This window comes from Tropicimonas sp. IMCC34011 (genome assembly GCF_003390865.1).
Classification (GTDB): Bacteria; Pseudomonadota; Alphaproteobacteria; order Rhodobacterales; family Rhodobacteraceae; genus Tropicimonas_B.
Map to the genome: position 1 here is coordinate 434,634 of NZ_QMEJ01000002.1, position 22,868 is coordinate 457,501.

General features: G+C 68.3%; 18 protein-coding genes, 1 tRNA gene and 1 riboswitch. Of the genes, 16 read left to right on the forward strand and 3 right to left on the reverse strand.

Annotated features, from left to right (window positions below):
• Window positions 1-87: 87 nt before the first annotated feature.
• The 9 genes from DQG15_RS08435 (at window position 88) to DQG15_RS08475 (ending at window position 11,692) form a co-directional block, all read left to right on the forward strand.
• Entirely contained in the window at window positions 88-738 is a 651-nt protein-coding gene (locus DQG15_RS08435; RefSeq protein WP_232830764.1) for a DUF998 domain-containing protein, read from the forward strand.
• Window positions 739-816: 78 nt separating this feature from the next.
• Window positions 817-4,257 carry a pyruvate carboxylase gene (locus tag DQG15_RS08440; protein ID WP_116084732.1) on the forward strand — a complete coding sequence of 1,147 codons (3,441 nt, stop codon included), beginning with the start codon at window positions 817-819 and terminating at the stop codon, window positions 4,255-4,257.
• Between the two features lie 76 nt (window positions 4,258-4,333).
• Window positions 4,334-5,086 carry a TerC family protein gene (locus tag DQG15_RS08445; RefSeq protein WP_116084388.1) on the forward strand — a complete coding sequence of 251 codons (753 nt, stop codon included), beginning with the start codon at window positions 4,334-4,336 and terminating at the stop codon, window positions 5,084-5,086.
• A gap of 134 nt (window positions 5,087-5,220) precedes the next feature.
• A tRNA-Gly gene (locus DQG15_RS08450) sits at window positions 5,221-5,295 on the forward strand.
• Window positions 5,296-5,569: 274 nt separating this feature from the next.
• Complete coding sequence (locus tag DQG15_RS08455; RefSeq protein WP_116084390.1) at window positions 5,570-6,709, forward strand: 2-methylaconitate cis-trans isomerase PrpF family protein; 1,140 nt, start codon at window positions 5,570-5,572, stop codon at window positions 6,707-6,709.
• Between the two features lie 201 nt (window positions 6,710-6,910).
• A riboswitch (cobalamin riboswitch) is annotated at window positions 6,911-7,119 on the forward strand.
• A gap of 149 nt (window positions 7,120-7,268) precedes the next feature.
• Window positions 7,269-9,143 (forward strand): TonB-dependent siderophore receptor, encoded by a 1,875-nt coding sequence (locus DQG15_RS08460; protein WP_116084392.1) that lies wholly within the window; start codon window positions 7,269-7,271, stop codon window positions 9,141-9,143.
• Window positions 9,118-9,966 (forward strand): ABC transporter substrate-binding protein, encoded by an 849-nt coding sequence (locus DQG15_RS08465; RefSeq protein WP_116084394.1) that lies wholly within the window; start codon window positions 9,118-9,120, stop codon window positions 9,964-9,966. The genes DQG15_RS08460 and DQG15_RS08465 overlap by 26 nt, the downstream gene beginning before the upstream one ends.
• Complete coding sequence (locus DQG15_RS08470; protein WP_116084396.1) at window positions 9,963-10,949, forward strand: iron ABC transporter permease; 987 nt, start codon at window positions 9,963-9,965, stop codon at window positions 10,947-10,949. Before DQG15_RS08465 ends, DQG15_RS08470 begins: the two co-directional genes overlap by 4 nt.
• Window positions 10,946-11,692 carry an ABC transporter ATP-binding protein gene (locus DQG15_RS08475; RefSeq protein ID WP_116084398.1) on the forward strand — a complete coding sequence of 249 codons (747 nt, stop codon included), beginning with the start codon at window positions 10,946-10,948 and terminating at the stop codon, window positions 11,690-11,692. The genes DQG15_RS08470 and DQG15_RS08475 overlap by 4 nt, the downstream gene beginning before the upstream one ends.
• A 57-nt stretch (window positions 11,693-11,749) precedes the next feature.
• On the opposite strand, the gene DQG15_RS08480 is transcribed toward DQG15_RS08475, so the two are convergent.
• The gene (locus DQG15_RS08480; RefSeq protein ID WP_232830765.1) at window positions 11,750-13,192 is read right to left on the reverse strand and encodes a hypothetical protein; all 1,443 of its coding nucleotides are present in this window, start codon (window positions 13,190-13,192) and stop codon (window positions 11,750-11,752) included.
• Window positions 13,193-13,500: 308 nt separating this feature from the next.
• Between DQG15_RS08480 and DQG15_RS08485 the strand changes: the two genes are divergently transcribed.
• From DQG15_RS08485 to DQG15_RS08515, 7 genes are read left to right on the forward strand one after another with little or no spacing between them, the layout of a single operon-like run.
• Complete coding sequence (locus DQG15_RS08485) at window positions 13,501-14,247, forward strand: endonuclease/exonuclease/phosphatase family protein (RefSeq protein WP_232830766.1); 747 nt, start codon at window positions 13,501-13,503, stop codon at window positions 14,245-14,247.
• Window positions 14,244-14,948, forward strand: coding sequence for a CDP-alcohol phosphatidyltransferase family protein (locus tag DQG15_RS08490; RefSeq protein WP_232830767.1), 705 nt, complete (start codon window positions 14,244-14,246; stop codon window positions 14,946-14,948). Before DQG15_RS08485 ends, DQG15_RS08490 begins: the two co-directional genes overlap by 4 nt.
• Complete coding sequence (locus tag DQG15_RS08495; RefSeq protein ID WP_116084737.1) at window positions 14,945-15,850, forward strand: lysylphosphatidylglycerol synthase transmembrane domain-containing protein; 906 nt, start codon at window positions 14,945-14,947, stop codon at window positions 15,848-15,850. Before DQG15_RS08490 ends, DQG15_RS08495 begins: the two co-directional genes overlap by 4 nt.
• Window positions 15,847-17,424 carry a sulfatase gene (locus DQG15_RS08500; RefSeq protein WP_116084401.1) on the forward strand — a complete coding sequence of 526 codons (1,578 nt, stop codon included), beginning with the start codon at window positions 15,847-15,849 and terminating at the stop codon, window positions 17,422-17,424. The genes DQG15_RS08495 and DQG15_RS08500 overlap by 4 nt, the downstream gene beginning before the upstream one ends.
• Before the next feature lies 1 nt (window position 17,425).
• The gene (locus tag DQG15_RS08505; protein ID WP_116084403.1) at window positions 17,426-18,727 is read left to right on the forward strand and encodes an extracellular solute-binding protein; all 1,302 of its coding nucleotides are present in this window, start codon (window positions 17,426-17,428) and stop codon (window positions 18,725-18,727) included.
• Window positions 18,724-19,629 (forward strand): carbohydrate ABC transporter permease, encoded by a 906-nt coding sequence (locus tag DQG15_RS08510; protein WP_116084404.1) that lies wholly within the window; start codon window positions 18,724-18,726, stop codon window positions 19,627-19,629. Before DQG15_RS08505 ends, DQG15_RS08510 begins: the two co-directional genes overlap by 4 nt.
• Window positions 19,626-20,459, forward strand: coding sequence for a carbohydrate ABC transporter permease (locus DQG15_RS08515; RefSeq protein WP_116084739.1), 834 nt, complete (start codon window positions 19,626-19,628; stop codon window positions 20,457-20,459). Before DQG15_RS08510 ends, DQG15_RS08515 begins: the two co-directional genes overlap by 4 nt.
• Before the next feature lie 109 nt (window positions 20,460-20,568).
• Here DQG15_RS08515 and DQG15_RS08520 read toward each other — a convergent pair whose 3' ends face one another.
• Together DQG15_RS08520 and DQG15_RS08525 are read right to left on the reverse strand one after the other, a co-directional pair.
• Window positions 20,569-21,234, reverse strand: coding sequence for an IclR family transcriptional regulator (locus DQG15_RS08520; RefSeq protein WP_116084406.1), 666 nt, complete (start codon window positions 21,232-21,234; stop codon window positions 20,569-20,571).
• A gap of 150 nt (window positions 21,235-21,384) precedes the next feature.
• Window positions 21,385-22,860, reverse strand: coding sequence for an aldehyde dehydrogenase (locus DQG15_RS08525; RefSeq protein ID WP_116084408.1), 1,476 nt, complete (start codon window positions 22,858-22,860; stop codon window positions 21,385-21,387).
• Window positions 22,861-22,868: the final 8 nt, after the last annotated feature.

Below are 22,868 nucleotides of genomic sequence, written 5' to 3' on the forward strand. Positions count from 1 at the left end.
CCCGAATTGCGCCACGCCACCGGAACCCCGCCAGTTCCCAGGGCTTGCCCCGTGGGACATCAAGTGCCGATGGCCATTCCTTCGCGCATGAGGACTTTGATGCAGAACACGCTCTACACACCGGGCTCGGAGAGATCGGGCCTTCTGCGCATTCTGGCCGTCATCGCGTTCGCGGGCGTGCTGGCCCTCGTCCTCGGCGTCCTCATCGGGCCCTTCGTCGTGCCTGCGGAGTACAACTGGATCTCGGATTCGATTTCGGACCTCGCGGCGGGCCAGGGAGAAATCGTGATGGACGTGGCGCTCTACGGGTTTGCGGGAGCGCTCTTCGCCCTCGCCCTCGCAGCGGCCCACTCGCATCTGGGCGGGGACGGCTGGACGGCTGCGATCTTCTGCCTCGTTCTCCTCGCGGGTCTCGTCGTCGTCATCGGCGCGCGCAACGAATACGGCGACAACGACACGGGCGGCGTCGTCATCCACAGCTACCTCGTCTATGCCCTCGGCGTCCTGTTCGCCGCGGTGCCCGTGCTGATGTCCGCCGGCGCAGGGCGGGAGATCGCTTGGGCGCGGCCGGTGCTGCTCGGCCTCGCCGTGCTATGGGTCATCTCCTCCGCGATCTACCTGCTCTCGCCCGATCATATCGACGGCCTGACGGAGCGTCTGGCCGGACTGGTCGCCTGCGCGATCGTCCTCGTCCTCGGCGCCGTCTTCCGGTCGCGCGGGCGCTACCCCCGCCGCTGACCGCCGCCGCTGCAGTCTTTACCCCCCGGAGCATCGCCCCTACACCTTATGCTGCAAATGCATAATGCGGGGACGACGATGGCCGATTTCCAGAAGATCCTGATCGCGAACCGAAGTGAAATCGCCATCCGCATCATGCGCGCGGCGAACGAGCTCGGCAAGAAGACGGTCGCGGTCTACGCCGAGGAGGACCGGCTCTCCCTTCACCGCTTCAAGGCCGACGAGGCCTACAGGATCGGCGCCGGGATGGGCCCCGTCGCAGCCTATCTCTCGATCGAGGAGATCATACGGGTCGCGAAGCAGTCGGGCGCCGATGCGGTTCACCCCGGCTACGGGCTGCTGTCCGAGAACCCCGCGCTCGTGGAAGCCTGCGCCGAGGCCGGCATCACCTTCATCGGTCCCCGCGCCGAGACCATGCGCGCGCTCGGCGACAAGGCCAGCGCCCGGCGCGTGGCGATCGAGGCCGGTGTCCCCGTCATCCCGGCGACCGAGGTCCTGGGCGAGGACATGGACGAGATCGCCCGCCAGGCCGAGGAGGTCGGCTATCCCCTGATGCTGAAGGCGTCCTGGGGCGGCGGCGGCCGGGGGATGCGGCCGATCATGGGCCCGGACGAGCTCAAGGAGAAGGTGCGCGAGGGCCGGCGCGAAGCGGAGGCCGCCTTCGGCAACGGCGAGGGCTACCTCGAGAAGATGATCACCCGCGCCCGCCACGTCGAGGTGCAGATCCTCGGCGACAAGCAGGGCAACATCTACCATCTCTGGGAGCGCGATTGCTCGGTGCAGCGCCGCAACCAGAAGGTCGTCGAGCGGGCGCCGGCGCCGTACCTGTCGGGAGCGCAGCGCGAACGTCTCTGCAACCTCGGCCGGAAGATCTGCGAGCATGTCGGCTACGAATGCGCCGGCACCGTCGAGTTCCTGATGGATATGGAAACCGGCGAGTTCTACTTCATCGAGGTGAACCCGCGCGTGCAGGTCGAGCATACGGTGACCGAGGAAGTCACCGGGATCGACATCGTCCGGGCGCAGATCCTCATCGCCGAGGGCAAGAGCCTGACGGAAGCGACCGGCGTCGCCTCGCAATACGACGTGCAGCTCGACGGACACGCGCTGCAGTGCCGTGTGACCACCGAGGATCCTCTCAACAACTTCATTCCCGATTACGGCCGGATCACCACCTACCGCTCCGCCACCGGCATGGGCATCCGGCTCGACGGCGGCACCGCCTATTCGGGCGCCGTCATCACCCGCTACTACGATTCGCTTCTGACCAAGGTCACCGCCTGGGCGCGGACGCCCGAGGCCGCGATCGCGCGGATGGACCGGGCCCTCCGGGAGTTCCGCGTGCGCGGCGTCGCGACCAACATCGCCTTCGTGCAGAACCTGCTGAAGCACCCGAAATTCGTCTCGAACGAGTATTCCACGAAGTTCATCGACGAGACCGAGGAGCTCTTCCACTTCCCGCCCCAACGGGACCGCGCGACGAAGATCCTGACCTACATCGCCGACATCACCGTGAACGGGCATCCCGAGACGGCAGGGCGCGTGCGGCCGGCCGAGGGGATCAGGGAGCCGGTCGCGCCCGAGGCGCGCGCGGAGCCGGCCCCCGGCACCCGCACCATCCTCGACGAGTTCGGCCCGCAGGCCGTCGCGGACTGGATGCTGGACCAGAAACAGCTCCTGATTACCGACACCACCATGCGGGACGGGCACCAGTCCCTCCTTGCGACCCGGATGCGCTCCATCGACATGATCCGCGTCGCGCCCGCCTATGCTGCCAACCTGCCGCAGCTCTTCTCGATGGAGTGCTGGGGCGGCGCGACCTTCGATGTCGCCTACCGCTTCCTGCAGGAATGCCCGTGGCAGCGCCTGCGGGATCTGCGCGCCCGGATGCCCAACCTGATGACGCAGATGCTCCTGCGAGGCTCAAACGGCGTCGGCTACACGAATTATCCCGACAATGTCGTGCAGTCCTTCGTGGCCCAGGCGGCCGAAAGCGGCGTCGATGTCTTCCGCGTGTTCGACAGCCTCAACTGGACCGAGAACATGCGCGTCGCGATGGATGCCGTTCTCGAAAGCGGCAAGGTCTGCGAGGGGACGGTGTGCTACACCGGCAACCTGCTCGACGCCGATCGCGCCAAGTACGACCTGAAATACTATGTCGGCATGGCGCAGGAGCTGAAGGATGCCGGCGCCCACATCCTCGGCCTCAAGGACATGGCGGGGCTTCTGAAGCCTGCCGCCGCCCGCATCCTCGTCAAGGCGCTGAAGGAGGAGGTCGGCCTGCCGGTCCACTTCCATACCCATGACACCGCCGGCATCGCCTGCGCCACGATCCTCGCCGCGGCCGAAAGCGGCGTCGACGCGGTCGATTGCGCGATGGATGCGCTGTCGGGCAACACCAGCCAGGCAACCCTCGGCACCATCGTCGAGGCGCTGGCGCTGACGGACAGGGACACCGGGCTCGATATCGGCGCGGTGCGCGAGATCTCCAACTACTGGGAACATGTCCGCAACCATTACGCCGCCTTCGAAAGCGGCATGCAGGCGCCCTCCTCCGAGGTCTACCTGCACGAGATGCCGGGCGGTCAGTTCACCAACCTCAAGGCACAGGCCCGCTCCGTCGGTCTCGAGGAGCGCTGGCACGAGGTCGCCCAGACCTATGCCGACGTTAACCAGATGTTCGGCGACATCGTGAAGGTCACGCCCTCCTCGAAGGTGGTGGGGGACATGGCGCTGATGATGGTGAGCCAGGGCCTCACCCGCGCCGACGTGGAGGATCCCAAGCGCGAGGTCTCCTTCCCCGATTCTGTCGTGGACATGATGCGCGGCAATCTCGGCCAGCCCCCGGGCGGATGGCCGGACAAGATCCAGAAGAAGGTCCTCCGCGGCGAGAAGCCGATGACGGAACGCCCCGGCGCCGCCCTCCCGCCCGCCGACATCGAGGGCACGCGCAAGGAGCTTCAGCAGACGTTCGAGCTGAGCGAGATCGACGACGAGGATCTGAACGGTTACCTCATGTATCCCAAGGTCGTCTCCGACTACCTCGGGCGGCATCAGGAATACGGGCCCGTCCGGGTTCTGCCGACGAGCACGTTCTTCTACGGCATGGAGCCGGGCGACCAGATCCAGGCGGAGATCGACCCCGGCAAGACGCTGGAAATCCGCATGGCCGCCCGCGGGGAAACGAATGACGAGGGCATTGCCCGGGTCTTCTTCGAACTCAACGGCCAGCCCCGCACCATCCGCGTCACGGACCGCAGCGTGAAGGCGACCGCGGCCGTCCGGCCGAAGGCGGAGATCGGCAATGCCGCCCATGTCGGCGCGCCGATGCCCGGCGTGATCGCCTCCGTCCCCGTCTCCGCCGGACAGAGCGTCGCCGCGGGCGATCAGCTCCTGACCATCGAGGCGATGAAGATGGAAACCGGCCTCTCCGCCGACCGCGACGCCACCGTCAAGGCGGTGCACGTCAAGCCGGGCGACCAGATCGATGCCAAGGACCTGCTGATCGAACTGGAATGACAGGTCCGGCCACCGGAGCTTGCAACCCGCCGGGAGGCCTCTATCTCCCGGCGGTCATACCTGCATCCGGTGCATCATGCTCGAGCTTCTGTCCGACCCCGCTGTCTGGGCCTCGTTCCTTACGCTGACGATCCTCGAGATCGTCCTCGGGGTCGACAACGTCATCTTCATCTCGATTGCCGCGGGTCGCCTGCCCGAAGCGCAGCGCCGCCGCGCGCGGCTCGTCGGCCTCTCGGGGGCGCTGATCCTGCGGATCGCGCTTCTGGCCTCCATCGCCTGGATCGTCTCGCTGTCCGAGCCCATCCTGACGATCCTCGGCTTCGATCTGTCCTGGCGGGACGTGATCCTGATCGCCGGCGGTCTCTTCCTGATCTACAAGGCCGCCACCGAGATCTTCGCTGAGGTCGAGGGCGGCCCCCACGGCGAGACGAAGGTCGCCGAAGCGACATTCGCCGCCGTCATCGCGCAGATCATGGTGCTGGACCTCGTCTTCTCCCTCGACAGCGTCATCACCGCCGTGGGGATCGCCGACCACCTGCCGGTCATGATCGCCGCCGTGGTCGTCGCGATCCTCGTCATGATGGCCGCCGCTACGCCGATCGCAAACTTCGTCGAGGCCCATCCCTCGACCAAGATGCTGGCCCTCGCCTTCCTCGTCATGGTCGGCATGGCGCTGGTTGCCGACGGCTTCCACCAGCACATCGAGCGGGGGTTCATCTATGCCGCCATGGTCTTCGCCGGCGGCGTCGAGGTGCTGAACCTTATCCGCGGCAAACGTCGTCGCCGCGGCGAGGCCGCGCTTGCCATGGGCGAGAGGAAGCGGGCCTGAACCAAGGCCCGGAAGGCCTCGCGCGGGTCTTCCGGCCTTTTCCTCCAACCTTACGCCACGGCGGCGGAAATTGGCGGAAAAAACCTCTTGCAGCCCTCGGCCACAAAGTCTAAATCCCCGCTCACCGAAAGGAAGCGGGCGTAGCTCAGGGGTAGAGCATTACCTTGCCAAGGTAAGGGTCGGGCGTTCGAATCGCCTCGCCCGCTCCATTCGGTCCTCCCATCAAAGTGCTGAAGACGGATCATTGGTCCGCGTCGTGCGTCGCGTCGTCCGTAGCGCTGGCAGCTGTTCGGGTTGCTCCGCCCGTGAAGCTGGCTGCACTGCGCCGGAGGACGCTCTCAAATCAGGCGGCGACAATACCAGTCTCGTCTGGTCCCTAGGACACGTCCGCGATTAGAGTTCCCGGGACCGATCCCGTGACGATCCCTCGCGGCACCGCCATGTCACACTCCGCCTTCGGTCCGGGCGGACAAGGAGGGCTCCATGAGCTATACCCGCATCCCCTGCACCTTCATGCGCGGCGGCACGTCCAACGCGCTGGTCTTCCGGCGCGGGGACCTGCCTGACGACGAGTCCCGCTGGCCAGCGATCTTCCTCGCCGCGATGGGATCCCCCGATCCCAACAAGCGTCAGCTCGACGGCATGGGCGGCGGCATCTCGTCGCTCTCCAAGGTCTGCGTCGTCGGCCCGCCGAGCCGGCCCGACGCCGATGTCGATTACAGCTTCTATCAGATCGGCGTCGCGGACGAGATTGTCGATGCCAGCGGCAATTGCGGCAACATGTCCTCAGCGATGGGGCCGTTCGCCTTTGACGAGGGAATGACCACGGGCGCGGACCGCGAGGCCGCCGTTCGCATCCACAATACCAACACCGGTAAGATCATCGTCTCCCGCTTCGAGGTCAGGGACGGGACCGCCGCGGTGTCAGGCAATCAGGCCATCGATGGCGTTTCCGGGACCGCCGCGCCGATCCGTCTGGAATTCCTCGATCCGGGCGGCGCCGGAACAGGGCACCTCCTGCCGGCAGACGGCGAGGCCGAGAGCGTCCTCGATGTGCCGGATATCGGCAAGGTGACCCTGTCCATGGTGGACGCGGCAAATCCCTGCGTCTTCCTCGAGCCCGCCACCGTCGGCAAGACCGGAACCGAGCATCCCGAGGCGCTCGAGGCGGACGAAGACTTCATGAAGACGATGGAAGACATCCGCCGGGCCGCGTCCGTCGCCATGGGCATCGCCGAGACGCCCGAGGCGGCCGGCGGCATCCCGTCGATCCCCAAGGTCGCGATGGTTTTTCTGCCCACGGACTATACGCTTCTGTCCGGCCAAACGATGCAAGCTGACGCGTTCGACATCGGCGTGCGCATGATCTCCATCGGCAATCCGCACCGCGCGGTACCGCTCACCGGCGGGCTCTGCCTCGGCGTCGCGGCCCGTCTGCCCGGAAGCCTCCCCGCCCGCATCGCGCGGCAGAGGGAGGGGAGCCTGCGCATCGGGCATCCTTCGGGTCTTCTCGAGGTCGATGCCAGAATCGAGGACCGGAACGGAACGCCCCACGCCGTCCACGGCGCTGTCATCCGGACCGCGCGTCGCCTCTTCGAAGGGCATGTCCTCATTCCGAGCTGACCTGATCGCTGCGACAGGCTTAGGTGCCCGGCGTCATGCTCACTTCCCGACCGCGGAGACGCTGTCTTAGGAGCACCCCGGATCCTCTCGCCCAATGCGGCGGTGATCGTCGGGCCTTCAACCTCGCATTGCGCGCCGTGGCGATTTTGCCGCGAGCGAGCGCGGCCGCACGGAATCGCTTGCCGGAACGTGCGGTGAAAGCTACGCCGATCAGGCTTCGGTCCGCGCCACATGCGCGGTGAATAGGGAACGCGGTCAGGCTTCGGGAACGGGGCCGATTCCGCGGCTGCCCCCGCAACTGTAGGCGGTGAGCGACGTCGGAACATGTCACTGCGCGATCCTCGCGCGGGAAGGCCCGGCGAAGCTGCGACCCGCAAGCCAGGAGACCTGCCGAGGTGATCACCCTGTTCGGCCGCGGGGCGCGCGTCGGGCTACGGAAAAGACTTCCGTCAGCGGTGACTTCGTCGTGCCCGTGGCGTGGTCCTGTCCCTTCCCCGTCCGGCACAACCGCAGCTGGCGCCCCGGGAAGGTCCCGGGGCGCATCACGGGAGCCCCGCCGATGCGCGCGTCCTTACTGTCCGCCGGCCTTGTCGCCACAACGGCCCTCACGCCGATCGCCCTTCACGCACAGGAGGTGCTGGCCACGGATGCCTTCGATCTCGACACGATCTTCGTCTCGGGCGGGCTCACGCCGCTGCGCTTCGGGGATTATGCCCGCGCCGCCAGCATTGTCACCGGCGAGGAACTCGAGGCCCGCGGCATCGCCACCGTGCAGGAGGCGCTGACCGCCCTGCCCGGCGTTTCCGTCAACGGCACGTCCTCGAACCTCTCCCAGATCCGGATCCGTGGCGGCGAGGCGAACCACACGCTGGTACTGATCGACGGAATCGAAGCCGCGGCGGGCGACGGCGAATACTACCTCTCCGGGCTCTCGGCGCGGAACATCGAGCGCATCGAGGTTCTGCGCGGGCCGCAATCGGTCTTCTACGGCTCCAACGCCTCCTCCGGCGTCGTAAACATCATCACCCGCACCGGATCCACCGGCACGCAATATGGCGGCTCGCTCGAGGTCGGCGCCGGGAGCTACAATTCCTCCGGCTACGTCTCCTTCCGGGATGATCGGGGCGGAATGTCGCTGTCATTCACCGACCGCGAGGACGAGGGCGTCGACCTCTCCGGCGAGGGCGAGGAACGCGACGGCACCGAACGCCGCTCCGTCGTCGCCAAGGGCGATTACGAAGTCCTGCCCGGGCTGACGATCGGCGCCATCGGCCGTGTCGCCGAGGAAGACTTTGGGTACGACGCCACGGTCTTCCCGGCTCCCACCGCGGACGACTACGTCATCAACTCGGATGACGAGACCCATGTCGAGGAACAGACCGCCGGCATCTGGGCGGAGTACGAGATGCTGGACGGTCGCCTGACCCACCGCCTCTCCTGGAAGAACACCCAGAACGAGCGGGCCCAGAACGACGAGGCGCCCACCAAGACCGAGACGACGTCCGCCGAGTACATCCTGAGCTTCGGACTGGACGGGCGCTCCGTCGCCACCACGGATCACCAGCTGAATCTCCTTCTGGAACAGAAAGAAGACAGCTCCTCCACCGATCCCGATTACGACCGGTCCTCGGACTCCATCGCCCTCGAATATCGCGGCGCCATCGGCGCGCTCGATCTGCAGGCGGGCGTACGTTACAGCGAGAACGATCCGTTCGAGGATGAGCGGACCTACACCATCGCGGCGTCCTACCAGCTCGAGAACGGCCTTCGCTTTCACGCCTCCGCCGGCCGCGGCGTGGTCAATCCGTCCTATATCGAGCTCTACGATACCCAGTTCAGCACCGGAAATCCCGATCTTGAGCCGGAGACGAACCGCTCCTGGGATGCCGGCATCGAGGTTCCGGTCCTCGGCGGGCGAGGCACGGTGGACGTGACCTATTTCCGCGAAGTTCTCGAGAACGAGATCATCTACCAGTTCACGCCGGGCGGTCCCGATTATCGCAACGAGGACGGCGAGAGCGACCGCCGCGGCGTCGAGGTCGCGGCGCTGCTCGACGTGTCCGAGGATCTGTCCTTCCGCGGCGCCTACACCTGGCTCGATGCCGAGGACCCGGACGGCGACACCGAGATCCGCCGCCCCGAGCATGAGCTGTCCCTCGGCGTCACCTACGCCTTCCTGGACGACCGCGCCCTCGCCGCGGTGGACGTGCGCCATGTGAGCGGGCTCTACGACACCGAGTTCTTCACCTTCGACGCTGATGACATCGAACTCGACGATTTCACGATCGTCGATTTCTCCGGTCGGTATGCCCTCACGGACGAGGTCTCCCTGACCGCGCGGATCGAGAATGCCTTCGACGAGGACTATACTGAGGTGCTCGGCTACGAGACGCGCGGGCGGACGGCCTATGTCGGTCTTCAGGCGGATTTCTGAAGCCCTCCTTGCTGGGGTGGTCCTTGCGGCTGCCCCGGCCCTGGGTGAGACGGCCGCCCCCGAACGGGTCGTCTCCCTCAACGTGTGCACGGATCAGCTCGCCATGCTTGTCGCCGGAGAGGGACAGCTCGTCTCGATCTCGCGCCTGACGCGCGATCCGGCCTATTCCGCGATGGCGGATGAGGCGCTGGCCTACCCGGTCAACCAGGGCCGGGCGGAGGAAATCTACCTTCTCGCCCCGGACCTCGTCCTTTCCGGCAGTTTCTCCTCCCTTGCGACGACGGAGATGCTCCGCCGCCTCGGGATCGCGGTCGAAGTCTTTCCGCCCGCCAATTCCTTCGCCGATGTCGCAGGCCAGATCCGCCGAATGGGCGAGATCTTGGGTCGCGAGACGGTCGCGGAGAAGATTGCCATACGCTTCGATCAGGATCTGGACGAACTCCGCGCCGACCGGGCCTCCGGCCCCAGGGCCGCCTTCTACGGCGCCGGCGGCTGGACCTCCGGCAGCCGCACGCTCGACGGGGAAGCGCTTTCGGCGGCCGGGTTTTCGAACGTGGCCGAGGAGGCCGGCCTCTCGGATGGCGGCATGCTCCCCCTCGAACTTCTCGCGCTCCTGGAGCCGGACCTCGTGATCACCGGCGGCGATGACGGGCCCGGCTTCTCCCGCCGCCAGGAAATCATGTCCCACCCGATCCTCGCGCGCATCCGCGCCGCCGGGCGCGATGCCGGGCTGCCGGGCGCGGACCGGGTTTGCGGCACGCCCCATATCCTGCGCGCGGTACGGCGCCTCGCCGAGCTCAGGCGTGGGCTGGAGGCGCGATGAGCCGCGTGACCGCCGCCCTCGCCGGGCTCGTCGTCTTGCTCTTCCTCGTCTCGCTGAGCATAGGCCCGGCCGGGATCGGGCCCCTGACGTCGCTGAACGCGCTCTTTTTGGGAAGCGACGGGCCGCTTGCCCTCGTCATGCGGGAGATCCGCCTTCCCCGCGCGCTGCTCGCCGTCCTCGTCGGCGGCGGCCTCGGGCTGTCAGGCGCCGCGTTGCAGGGCTACCTGCGCAACCCCCTCGCCGAGCCCGGACTCATCGGCGTCTCGGCCACGGCGGCCTTCGGCGCGGTCCTCGCGCTTCAGACCGGGCTCGCCGCGGCCTATGCGCTTGCCCTGCCCGCCTTCGCCCTCGCCTTCGCGGCGGCGGGCGTCGTGCTCGTCCTCCTTCTCGCCGGACCCCGCGGCGGCAGCGTCACGCTGATCCTCGCCGGGATCGCCGTCTCCTCGCTTGCAGGCGCGCTGACGGCCCTTGTCCTCAATCTCTCGCCCAACCCCTTCGCAGCGAACGAAATCGTCTTCTGGATGATGGGGTCGCTCGCCGACCGCTCCATGCGCCACGTCTGGCTCGCGGCGCCCTTCATCGCGGCAGGGGCGCTTCCGCTCCTTCTGGCCCGGCGGGGCCTCGACGCGCTGACGCTGGGCGAGGATGCGGCCGAGGCGATGGGGATCCGTCTCGGCCGCCTGCGCCTCGCCCTCGTCGTCGGCGTTGCCGGAATCGTCGGAGCGGCCACGGCTGTCGCGGGGACCATCGGCTTCGTCGGCCTCGTCGTGCCGCATGTCCTCCGGCCGTTGACCGGCGCGCGCCCCTCGCGCCTTCTGCCGGCGTCGGCGCTCGGCGGGGCGGCGCTGGTCCTTGCCGCGGATATCGCGGTCCGGGTGGTTCTGCCGGGAGAGGATCTGAAGCTCGGTGTCGTGACCGCCCTCATCGGTGCACCAGTCTTCCTGCGCCTGATCCTGATGACGCGGGCGGAGGGCGCGCCATGAGCCTCCTCACCCTCCGGTCCTTGCGGGTTACGCTCCGCAACAGGCCGATCCTGAACGATATTTCTCTTCAGGTCGAACGTGGGGAGCTGGTCGGGCTCATCGGCCCGAACGGCGCCGGCAAGACGACGCTCCTGCGCGCCGCCCTCGGCCTCGTGCCCTCATCGGGGCAAAGCTCCCTCGCGGACCTTGCGCCGCGGGAGCGGGCCCGCGCGGCGGCCTTCCTGCCGCAGGCGCGGGAGATCGCGTGGCCCATCGCGGTGGAGGATGTGGTCGCCCTCGGCCGGACCCCCCATGCGCCCGGGCCGGACGACCGGAATGCCGTCGAGGCCGCCCTCGCGCGTACCGGCCTTCTGGACCTGCGCCGCCGCGCCGCGACGCGGCTGTCGGGCGGCGAGCAGGCTCGCGTCCTCATCGCCCGCGCGCTGGCGCAGGAGGCCCCCCTTCTGCTGGCGGACGAACCGGCAGCGGGTCTCGATCCCTCTCACGCGATTTCGACGATGAAGGTGTTCCGCGCGCTGGCGGGCGAGGGCCACGGTCTCGTCGTCACGCTTCACGACCTCGGTCTCGCGGCGCGGCACTGCACCCGCCTCGTCGCGCTGAAGGACGGCTGCATCGTGGCGGACGGCCCGCCGTCCGAGGTCCTGACGCCTGCCCGGATGCGCGCGATCTTCGGCGTCACCGCCTTCCACGGAGAGGCCGATGGCGGACCGGTCTTCCAGCCGCTCGACGTGACGCGGGACTGAGCGCCGCCGAGGCCGTCGAATAGCGGGCGGTCAGGAGGCCGAAGCTGCGCGCAATCCTCAGGAGAGGATCGCAAGGAGAAGCACCCAGAGGGACAGGACGAAACCGCAGGTCAGCGCGTAGACGCTGTTCCAGCGCAGGCCCACATGCGTCGCGCTCACGCCGCCCAAGGAGCCGATGAGAAGCGTGGACGCGGTGAAGGGGGAGGTCGACCCGCTCAGCGCCCAGCCGCCGGTGATCGCGACGATCACTGTTGAGGGCGCGACGCCGAGCGCCTCTGGCGTCGGCAGGAGCGGCGCCATGAGGGAGACCGCGAGAATCGGGTTCATGCCGATCTGCCCCGCGACCGGGATGAGCCAGAACAGGATCAAGAGGACCGACCACGTGGGCAGGGCCGCCAGATCGAAGCCCGTGCCCGGCACGACCGCCGCGGCGAGCTGCCCGCCGATCGTTCCTATGAACCCCGCCATGACGAGAAGGACCAGTTCCGGTCCGTTGCCGGGCAGGTCCCGCACGGCGAAGGCGGCGGCGCGATTTCCAATATGCCGGAGCGCGCCCTCTTCGCCCTGCCCCTGGATCCCCGCCCAGACAAGCGCGATGATCGGCACCACGCTCATCACCGCGGCAATGATGCGCAAATCCGCCACGGCCCAGATTGCGGTCACACAAGAAAGCAGGATCGCAAGAAGAACGAGGAGCGGCGCCATCGCTTTCAGCCAGCCGCCCTCGGCCCGCGCGGCGGGGCGCGGCACGGTCAGGCGCGGCTTGAAGATCGTGTCGAGCGCCCAGCCCGTTCCGGAGAGAATCAGGGCGCTGACGAGGCAGGGCAGGACAGCGCCCGACCACGAGGCGCCCGGCACCAGCGTCGTGGAGATCGCGACGGCGAACGCGAGCGGCGACCAGGGCAGCGTCGAGACGAAACCGCGCTGAATCGCCACGAGCATGCGCCGTTTGCGGTGGGCGCGGATCTCGGGATCCGGCTCCTTCGCCACGCTCGACGCGGCCAGCGATCCCAGAAGCGAGATGGCGCCGTAGCTCAGGATGAGCCCGAAGAGGTGGCCGCCGATGGTCAGCGCGAGGTAGCGCCGCCCTGGCGGCTGCTGCGCGAGAAACATCCCGCATGCCTGAATGGAGGGTGAGCTTGCTGCAACGCTGCGGATCGTCATGAGGGCGGTGAAGAAGGCGGCGATGAAGCTGGCGGTCCCGAAGGCCGCTGCCGCCGCGTCCCGCCACCCCGGAAGCACCGCGACAACGACGGCGAAGAGGGCGACCCCGATCAGCAGGTAAAGCCTGCGCGACCAGGCCACGCGCAGGGCCAGAAGTGCGATCGCTCCGAAGGTCGTGATGGCCGCCGGCAGGGCGAAAACCGCAAGGCCGGACCATTCGTGGCAGATGACCAGGATCGTGGTGGCAATCAGAAGCCCGCCCGCGATCGCCTGCGCGGGATGTCCCTGCGCCCTCGGTCGGCCGGTCTGGGGATTTCTAAGGTCCAGGGCGATCACCTGCGAATGGCGGGGCAGAAGGCGTTACCGCCTCCCGTCTCCTCCCGCCCGGATCAAGAGCACGCCCGGTCCCAAAGGACCAGAGCCGCGCGCCTCGCGAGGGCTGGACTGCCGTCCTTTCACAACGGTTGGGCGTACGAGGCCGTCCGGGACCGCAATGCCGGCTCAATCACCGCCAACGAAAGGCTGGTGGCGATCCTCCGGTGCGACAAACGTGGCGTTGCCGCGCCTTCGGTGCATCCTAGCTTGAGAAGGATGCCGCGCCCGGCGACCGGGCCTGCACCACGATGAATGCGGAAAGTACGCATGTGACGACACAGACAGTTTCCTGCGTGACCTGGAACGTCCACCGTGCGGTCGGACGCGACGGGCGGTGCGACGGAAAGCGGATCGTGGACGCCATCGCGGAGGACATCCGGCCCGCGGCGCCCCGCATTCTCGCGCTTCAGGAAGCAGATTCGGACGACCACCCGCACCGGGCGCTGCTCGACGGCGGCCGCATCGAAGAGCTCACCGGACTTCGCAGCCTGCATGACGAGGAGGACATGCGGTGGGGGCCTGAAAGCTCGGGATACCTCGGAAACGTCCTCTATCTCGGCCCGGAATTCGACATCACATCGCGCCGCATCGTCGAGCTTCCGGGGCATTGCCCTCGCGCCGCTGTTCTGGCGGAGACGCGGATTGCCGGCCGGGCCTTGCGCATCGTGTCCTGTCACCTGTCGCTCCTGCAGGTGCTCCGCGTGGCCCAATTGCGGCTGATCGCCCAGGTGATCGCGCGGCGTCCCGTCATGCAGACCGTGCTCCTCGGCGATCTGAACGAGTGGCGCCCCTGGGGCGGGCTGGCCCTGCACCCCCGCGCCACCGGCCTGCGCCTCGCCGGCCCGCGGCGGTCCACCTTTCCGTCCGGCCGGCCCGTCCTGCCGCTCGACCGGATCCTGACGGACCCTCCGGGCGCGGTCCGAAACGCGCGGGCCCTGAACGGTCCGACCGTTCGCGCCGCCTCGGACCACCTTCCGCTGGGAGCCGACGTGACCGTCCAGGCACTTGCCGCATGAGTGCCGATGTCGGTCCCTCCGGCGCCTCTCCGGCGTGGCGCATGGCGCTTGCCTGCACGGCGATCGCGCCGCTTGCGCTTGCCCTGGGCTGGGGACTGGCTCCCGTCGGCGTAACGGTGACGGCCGCAACCTTCCTCGCGGGCGCGACCATCGCGACGCGCGGCATGTCCCATCACTATCCGCACGATCGCGTCGGCGCCTGCAACTTCGTCACCGCGATTCGCCTTGCGATGACGGCGGGGCTGGCGGCCAGTCTCACCGGTGGCGTCCTGCCCGGCTGGCCCGTCTTCGCGCTTGCCATCCTGACGCTGTCGCTCGACGGGATCGACGGATGGCTGGCGCGGCGGCAGGGACTGTCCTCCGCCTTCGGCGCACGCTTCGACATGGAGGTCGATTCGGCTCTCGCAGCCATCCTTGCCCTCGCACTGATGCTGAACGGGCGCGGCGGGCCGGAGCTCCTCGTCCTCGGCTTCGCCCGCTATGCCTTCGTAGCGGCGGGGGCCGCGCTCCCGTGGCTCCGGGCGCCGCTCCGCGAGAGCTTTCGCCGGAAGACCGTCTGCGTTGTTCAAATCGGCACGCTCGCCGCCCTGACGGCACCTCTCTTGCCGGAGATCCTCGCGCGGCCGGCGGCCCTCGGCGCAGCGGCGCTCGTCGCGTGGTCCTTCGGGCGCGATATCCTGTGGCTGGCGAGGACGCGGTGAACCGATCCCTCCGCCTCGCTGGATCGGTCCTCCTGATCGCCCTCTTCATCTGGGCCGTGGGCCGCGCCGAGGTGATCGAGCGGCTGCAATCCGTGGCGCCCGTCTGGATCGCCGTGGCGGTGGCCTGCCTTCTGACGCAGACCCTTGCAATGGCGCTGAGATGGCGGCTGGTGGCGCGCTGCCTCGGAATGGAGTTCTCGGCGGGCTGGGCGGTGCGCGAGTATTTCCTGTCGCAGCTGGCCAACACGACCTTGCCGGGCGGCGTCATCGGCGACGGAGCCCGGGCGGTGCGCTCCCGGATCGGGCAGAACGGCCTGAGGCGCGCCGGGCAGGCGGTGATCTTCGAGCGCGCCCTCGGTCAGGCCGGGATGCTCGCGGTTGCGCTGGCGGGGCTCATCTCGGTCCTCCTGGTCCCCGGCGCCATCGCGTGGCCGGTCGGCCGATGGAGCGCTCTGGCCATCGCTGTCGTCGTGGCCCTTGTTATCGCGGCATTCGCCCTGCGCGGCAGCCGGATCGCGGGCTTCGTGGCGCAGTGCCTCCCGACCGCGAGGGTGCGTCTCGCCCATGCCGCGCTCTCCGTCGGGGCCGCGCTTCTGAACGTCGCCGCCTTCGCCGCCTGCGCGCGGGCGACCGGGGTGGAGCTGCCACTCGGCGCCGCTCTTCTTCTCATACCGATGATCCTCCTCGCCATGGTCATCCCGCTGACCGTGGCGGGCTGGGGCTGGCGCGAGGGCGCCGCCGCCGCGCTCTTCCCGATCGCTGGCGCGAGCCCGGCGGCCGGCGTCGCCGCCGGGATCGCCTTCGGTCTCGCAATGCTGATCTCCGTTCTGCCTGCGCTGGCGCTTCTGCTCACCTCCCCCGGTTCCGGCGTGCGGGATATAGAGTTGGCGGATCGGCGATGAGGGGCCGCGCAATCGCAAATGGCCTCGCAATCGCCCTCGGCGTCCTCATCCTGCATCTCGTGCTGGTCATGCCCTCGCACCCCGCGGGCCTCACCGCCTCCCGTTTCCTGCGGCCGACGACGGAACTGCCACTCGCCCTCGTCGCGCTGGCGCTGCTGCCGTGGCGGATTACGCGGGGCGCGCTTGTGCTGCTCGCGGTCGGGCTGATCGTGCTCAGGGTCTCGAACCTCGGCACCTACATGGCCTTCAGCCGCCCGTTCAATCCGCTCCTCGACCTGCACCTTCTCGTCTCTGGCTGGTCCCTCCTCGCCTCCAGCGTCGGACGTCTCGAGGCCGCCCTCGGAATCGCGGCGATCCTCCTCGCCGTGGCACTCACCGCGACCACGCTCTGGATCGGCCTCTCCCGCCTCTCCCGCCTTCCGCCATGGGCTCGAGCTCTACCGGTCATCCTTGCGGGCGCCCCCCTCGGCCTCAGCTACGTCACGCCCGGCTGGTCCGCCTTTTCCGCGACACCGATCGTGGCAGAGCAGATCGGCCGGATGGGACGGGGCGTCGCGGATCTGGCGGAGTTCACCGAAGAGCTCCGGACCTCGCCGTCCGAAGAGGCCACCTTCGCCGCCCTCGAAGGCCGCGACGTGATCCTCTCCTTCGTCGAATCCTACGGCCGTACCTTTCTGGACGAGCCGGATTACGGCGATCTCTCCGGCCCGCGCCTCTCCGCGGTGAGCGAAACCCTCGCGGACGCCGGATGGCACGCCCGCTCTGCCTGGACGGCCGCGCCGACGCGGGGCGGGCAGAGCTGGCTTGCTCACGGCACGCTGCTTTCTGGACTATGGGTCGACAGCCAGGTCCGCTACGATCGCCTGATGACCTCTGACCGCATGTCCCTGAACGCCCTGTTCGGCGCCGCCGGCTGGCGCACCGGAGCGGCGATGCCGGCGATCACGCTGGATTGGCCGGAGGCGGGCTGGTTCGGCTACGACATCACGCTCGATGCGGACGGTCTTGGCTATGCGGGCGAGCCGTTCGAATGGGTCACGATGCCCGACCAGTACACCTGGACCGCCATGGACCGGCTCCTGCGCGGTCCCGGCCCGGACATGATCGAGCTCGCCCTCGTCACCTCCCATGCGCCGTGGACGCCCCTGCCCCGGCTCGTTCCGTGGGAGGATATCGGAGACGGCGCGATCTTCGACGGGCGGCAGCGCGACGGCGATTCTCCGCGCGAGGTCTGGTCCGATCCGGATCGCATCCGCGCGCAATACGCCAGGTCCCTCGATTACGCCCTTGAGGTGACCGGCCAGTACATCGCCCGCTTCGGGGACGGGGCGCTCTTCATCGTCCTCGGGGACCATCAGCCCGCCCCGCTCCTGACCGGGCAGGACGCGCCGCCGGACGTGCCCATCCACATCATCGCCGACGATCCCGCCCTTCTGGACCGCCTGCCGGCTGAGGTCTTTACCCCCGGCCTGATCCCGGATGCCGGCGCGCCCGTCCTTCCCATGGACGCGCTCCGCCCCCTTCTCACGACCGTCTTCGAGCGGCCCTTGACTGAACCCAATCGGGAGAACTGACATGAAGACGCCTATCCTCGCTGCCCTGTCCGCCTTCGCCACCATCGCTGCCCTGCCGGGCACGTCCCATGCGCAGGATCTGATCGGACGGAACCGCGTCGGCCTGCCGGATGCGCCGAACACGCTGACCTTCCGGCTGACCTCCTATGACCTCTACTCCTCGGATCCCTCTACGAAGGAGGCCTTCGAGCGGCTGTTCTCGGAGTTCATCTCCGAGCGTCCGGACTGGAAGATCGAGACCCAGCTCCAGACCGGGAATATCGGCCAGGAGCAGGCCCGGCTTCTGCAGCAGACGCAGGCCGGTCGCGGGCCAGATTGCGCGATGATCGATTCGAGCCAGCTCGCACTCTTCAAGGAGACGGGCGTCCTGCGTCCCATGAATGCCGTGTTCAGCGAGGAGGACGTGGCCGATCTCTTTCCCTTCGTTCGGGATGCGGTGACGAACGAGGCAGGCGACGTGCTGGCCTGGTGGTGGTTCACGGATCTGCGCGTCCTCTACCGCGACACTACGCTGGTCCCCGATGCGCCGCAGACCTGGGCGGAGGTCGAGGCCGCCGCGCTCGCCGTAGCCGAGGAAGGCCGGGAGGGCATCCTGATTAACGGCGGACGCTGGGAGGGAACGGCCTTCGACTGGCTGGCGAACTTCTGGGCGCAGGGTGGCCGGCTCGTGGACGAGGATGGCGCGCCGATCTTCGCCGAGGGCGAGAACCGCGAGAAGTTCCTCGCCGCGATCCGCTACTACGAGGGCCTTGTGGACAGTGGCGCCGCGCCGGCCCGGATCACCTCGATCACCGATTATGACGCCTTCACCGCTGCGGCCGCGGCCTCCTCCGCAGCGATGTTCGTTGGCGGCAACTGGCAATACGGCCAGCTGCGCACCACGCTGCCCGAGGACCGGTTCGCCGATTGGGCGGTCTCCGAACTGCCCGGACCCACGGCGGACCAGCGCGCAACCGGAACCGGCGGATGGTCCATCGCTGCGCTGTCGGACGATCCGGAGAAGGCCGCTCTCTGCGGCGAGATCGCGAAGGAGATCTATGCCGGGCCCGGCAATGCCGCCCAGGGGCTCTTGCCCACATCCGCGTCGATCTACACCGAGTACGACGCCTATGACGGCCCGGAATTCGAGCTCTTTGCCGAGGCGCTCGAGAACGGCGTCGCGCGGCCCGGCGCGGCGATCTATCCGGAGATTTCGAACCAGATCCAGATCCTGCTCGGCAATGTCCTCTCCGGCACGCAGGAGCCCGAAGAGGCGCTGGATGCCGCTGCCGCAGCCGTCGAGTCGGCCTACGCGCGGCAATGACGGCAGCCAGGGCCCTCCGCGAGCGACCGCCGGGTCAGGGCCAGCCGTGGCCCTGGCTCCTGCCGGCCGTGGCGGTCCTGGCCCTATTCTACGCGATCCCTGTCCTCGATGTCGTCCGTCTCGCCTTCAGCGATGCGACCCTGATCGCCCCGGCGACCGGCCTGTCCCTCGACGCGATGCGCGCGATCCTCGGTGACCCGGCGCTGCGCAAGGTGCTGGCGACGACGGCGATTTTCGTGGCGGTCAACGTCGTCGCGCTCCAGCTCGCCGGGCTGTCCATCGCGCTCCTGATCGTGCGGGGAGAACGGCGGGGGCTGAAGGGCATGGCAGCGTTCCGGACGCTCGTTCTCGCGGCCTGGGTCGTGCCGGGGATCGCGAACGGGCTGATCTGGGGGCTGCTCTTCGACGAGGCGCCCTACGGCACGCTCAACAGCCTGCTCGGATACGCGGGTCTGGGACCTGTCGCTTGGCTCTCCGATCCGAGGATGGCGCTGGTCTCGGCGGTCATCGCGAACCTCTGGCAGGGCACGGCCTTCTCCATGATCGTCTTCTACGCCGCCCGCCGCGGCATCCCCCCGGTGCTCTACGAGGTGGCCGAGCTCGACGCCGCCGGCCCGTGGCGCACGTTCAGGTCTATCACTCTGCCGCTCATGAGACGGGCCATCGCGGTGAACTCCGTCCTCGTTTCGGTGCAGACGCTCAACACCTTCGACTCGATCTTGGCCCTCACAGGCGGCGGGCCGGGCCGGGCGACCGAGGTCCTCGCGCTCTTCACCTTCAATACGGTCTTCTACAATCTCGACCTCGCGGGCGGCGCCGTTCTGGCGCTCCTGCTCTTCGCCGCCGGGATGACGCTGACGCTGCTGATCGGGTGGATCGGCCGCGACCGGGGCGCGTCGTGAGCGCCGCACGCTGGGGCGATGTCGCGAGCTATGCCCTCTTCGCACTCCTCGCGGCCTTCTTCCTGCTGCCCTTCGCCTGGCTCGGCAGCCTTGCGATCCGAACCCCGGCGGAGGTCTATCTCGGCGCCGCGCGCTTCGTTCCCGAGGCGCCGACGCTGGACAATTTCGGGGCCGTCCTGTCGGACCGCGCCTTCCTGACCTACCTCTGGAACGGCCTCAAGCTCTCGGCCTGCGGCGGCGCGCTGGCCCTCGCCTTGGCCATCCCGGCGGCCTATGCCTGCTCCCGCATCCCGTTCCGGGGTCAGGGCGCGGTGCTCGTCGGCCTTCTCGCCGTGCAGATGATCTCCCCCCTCGTGATCCTCGTGCCGCTGTACCGCTGGATGAGCACGCTCGACCTTCTGAACCTCGACCTCTCCGTCATCGCCGTCTACGGCGCCATCGGGATGCCGCTCGCCGTCTGGCTCCTGAAGGTCACGTTCGACGCGATTCCGGTGGAACTCGAGGAGGCGGCCCAGATCGACGGGGCGTCCCGCTGGATGATCCTCGGCCGCATCGTCCTGCCCCTGGCGCGGTCCGGCCTCGCCTCGGCCTTCGTGCTGACGATGGTGATGAACTGGTCGCAGTTCCTGGTCCCGTTCATCCTTCTGGAGCGCGATCAGGACTGGCCGATCTCCGTCGCGATCTTCAACTTCGCCGGCTCCGTCAGCGCGTCCACCACCCAGCTTCTCGCCGCAGCCTGCCTGATCGCGGTCCTGCCCGCCGTCCTGGTGTTCGTGGCGCTGCAACGGATGATCGTGACGGCGCTCATCTCGGGCGCGGTGAAGGGGTAGCGGAAGCGGGCACCGGTTCGGCCGCGGCGCGATCACGACTCAAGATCAGCGAAGACGGCATCCTCGCTGCACGGAACACATCACGTCGCCACGCTGAATCGTTTTTAGCCTATCCGCCCAGCCCGATGGAAAGCTCCTTCGCCGCATCCATCATCTGCGGCCGCATGCGCGCAATGTCCTCTTCGCGGAACCGCTCCCTCGGCCCGGAGAAGGACAGGGCCCCCAGCAAGCGCTCCGATCCGGCAAAGACAGGCGCGGCGATGCCGGCACACAGCTTGTCCCTCTCTCCAAGCGAGATGGCGAGCCCCTCCTGCCGGATCTCATCCATATCGCTGCCCTGCTCTGGAGGATCACCGAACGCGCGCAGGATCTTGCCTGCCGCGCCTCGATAAAGCGGCAGTCGGTCCCCGACATGCACACGGTCGAGGGTGGAATGATGCGAATCCAGCCTGAACAGGCACAGCCGCTCGGTCTCGGTCTGGCGCACGTGGAAAGACGGGCTTTCCGTTCCGATCGATACAAGACGTTCCATGACCGGCAGGATGTGATGGCGCAGAGGGTTGCTGCGCTCGTAAGCCAGGCCAAGCTGCATGATCGTCGGGCCCAGCGCATACTTGGAGTCCTCGATCCGGATCACGTAGCCGGCCGATTGCAACGACTCCATCAGTCGCAGGATCGTGCTCTTGTAGAGCCCGGTCGCACGAGCGATCTCGGAGAGGTTGCGCGGGATCGTGCTGGCTTCGAGAGCCGCGATGATCGAGAGCGCTCGGTCCACCGCGGCAACGCCGCGCGATGATTTATCCTTGTCGGGACGTGTCGTGTCCTGGGCTGTCACATCTACCTCGACCTATGCGTTGGTTGGAATTGGCATTACGCCTCAATTCGTCCTGATCAAACCGCGAGATCGAGACGCGGCCACCGGCTCTCAGACGGCCCAATAGAGGCTCTTCATCTGCTGGTAGGCGCGCATCCCTTGAAGGCCCTTCTCCCGCCCCTGCCCGGACAGCTTGAAGCCGCCGAAGGGGGCCGCGATGGAAAGCTGCTTATATGTGTTGATCCAGACTGTCCCGGCCTCGAGGGCGCGGGCCACCCGCCAGGCGCGACGATAGCTTTCGGTCCAGATCCCCGCCGCGAGGCCGAAGTCGCTGTCGTTGGCCGCGCCCACCAGGTCCGCCTCGTCCTCGAAGGTCATGAAGCAAAGTACCGGGCCGAAGATCTCTTCCTGCGCGATGGCGGCGGAGTTATCGAGCCCGCCGATGATCGTCGGCTGGAAATAGGCGCCCTCGGCGAACAGCTCGCCCTCCGGGCGCTGACCGCCGTAGAGGATCTCGCCCCCCGCAGCGACACCGGCCTTCACGAAGCTTTCGACCCGGTCGCGATGCGCGAAGGACGACAGCGGGCCGATCACGCTGGAGGGATCGCTTGGCGGGCCGAGCCGCATCGCCCCGGCCGCCTCGATCAGCAGGGCGCGGAAGCGATCCGCCACCGAGGCCTCGACGAAGAGCCGCGATCCGGCGACGCAGGACTGGCCCGTGCCGCCGAAGATCCCGCTCGCCACCGATTTCGCCGCAGCCTCAAGGTCGGCATCAGCGAAGACGATATGCGGCGACTTGCCTCCCAGTTCCAGGATCATCGGCACCAGCCGGTCCGCCGCGCCGCGGGCGATGCTCTGCCCCGTGGCGGTGCCGCCGGTGAAGCTGATCAAACCGATACCCGGATCCTCGACCAGCGCCACGGCGGTCTCGCGCCCGCCGGCGATGACCGAGAGCAGCCCCTCGGGCAGGCCGGCCTCGATGACGCATTGTCCCAAAGCCAGGGTCACGAAGGACGTGGTCTCTGCGGCCTTCAGCACCACCGCATTGCCCGCCGCGAGGGCCGGCGCGATCTTCTGCGCCCCCATGGTCAGCGGAGAGTTCCAGGGGGTCAGGGCGGCGACCACGCCCACCGGCTCGTAGACCTGCATCGTGTAATAGTCACCGCGGGCCGGCGGCATCGCCTCTTCGCTGCATTCGCAGACGGCGGCGTAGTAGCGGAAGATCCCGGCGGCCGACATGGCCTGGGCATGGCTTTCCTTACGCGTCTTGCCATTCTCGCTCATCTGGAGGACGGCGAGATGATCGGCCTGACGCTCGATCTCGTCGGCGGCGCGCGACAGGATGCGCGCCCGCTCATGCGGCGGCAACTGCGGCCAGCCGGTCCGGCGCACTGCCTCGTGGCCGGCGGAGATCGCCTCGGCCACCTGCGCCGGGGTCGAGGTTCCGACGCGCCCGAGAAGCGCGCCCGTTGCCGGGTTCACCACACGCAGCGGCGGTCCGTCTCCGGGCACGGCTCGCCCGGCAATCAGCAGATCCTGCACCTGATCAGCCGGAGGAACCGTGGCCTTCTTTGCGAGCAGCGACATGTTCTGAT

What these genes read in the sequence shown, in the direction of transcription:
- DQG15_RS08435 (WP_232830764.1), top strand. Translation starts at nt 88, where the DNA reads ATGAGGACTTTGATGCAGAACACGCTCTACACACCGGGCTCGGAGAGA.
- DQG15_RS08440 (WP_116084732.1), top strand. Translation starts at nt 817, where the DNA reads ATGGCCGATTTCCAGAAGATCCTGATCGCGAACCGAAGTGAAATCGCC.
- DQG15_RS08445 (WP_116084388.1), top strand. Translation starts at nt 4,334, where the DNA reads ATGCTCGAGCTTCTGTCCGACCCCGCTGTCTGGGCCTCGTTCCTTACG.
- DQG15_RS08455 (WP_116084390.1), top strand. Translation starts at nt 5,570, where the DNA reads ATGAGCTATACCCGCATCCCCTGCACCTTCATGCGCGGCGGCACGTCC.
- DQG15_RS08460 (WP_116084392.1), top strand. Translation starts at nt 7,269, where the DNA reads ATGCGCGCGTCCTTACTGTCCGCCGGCCTTGTCGCCACAACGGCCCTC.
- DQG15_RS08465 (WP_116084394.1), top strand. Translation starts at nt 9,118, where the DNA reads ATGTCGGTCTTCAGGCGGATTTCTGAAGCCCTCCTTGCTGGGGTGGTC.
- DQG15_RS08470 (WP_116084396.1), top strand. Translation starts at nt 9,963, where the DNA reads ATGAGCCGCGTGACCGCCGCCCTCGCCGGGCTCGTCGTCTTGCTCTTC.
- DQG15_RS08475 (WP_116084398.1), top strand. Translation starts at nt 10,946, where the DNA reads ATGAGCCTCCTCACCCTCCGGTCCTTGCGGGTTACGCTCCGCAACAGG.
- DQG15_RS08490 (WP_232830767.1), top strand. Translation starts at nt 14,244, where the DNA reads ATGAGTGCCGATGTCGGTCCCTCCGGCGCCTCTCCGGCGTGGCGCATG.
- DQG15_RS08500 (WP_116084401.1), top strand. Translation starts at nt 15,847, where the DNA reads ATGAGGGGCCGCGCAATCGCAAATGGCCTCGCAATCGCCCTCGGCGTC.
- DQG15_RS08505 (WP_116084403.1), top strand. Translation starts at nt 17,426, where the DNA reads ATGAAGACGCCTATCCTCGCTGCCCTGTCCGCCTTCGCCACCATCGCT.
- DQG15_RS08510 (WP_116084404.1), top strand. Translation starts at nt 18,724, where the DNA reads ATGACGGCAGCCAGGGCCCTCCGCGAGCGACCGCCGGGTCAGGGCCAG.
- DQG15_RS08525 (WP_116084408.1), bottom strand. Translation starts at nt 22,860, where the DNA reads ATGTCGCTGCTCGCAAAGAAGGCCACGGTTCCTCCGGCTGATCAGGTG.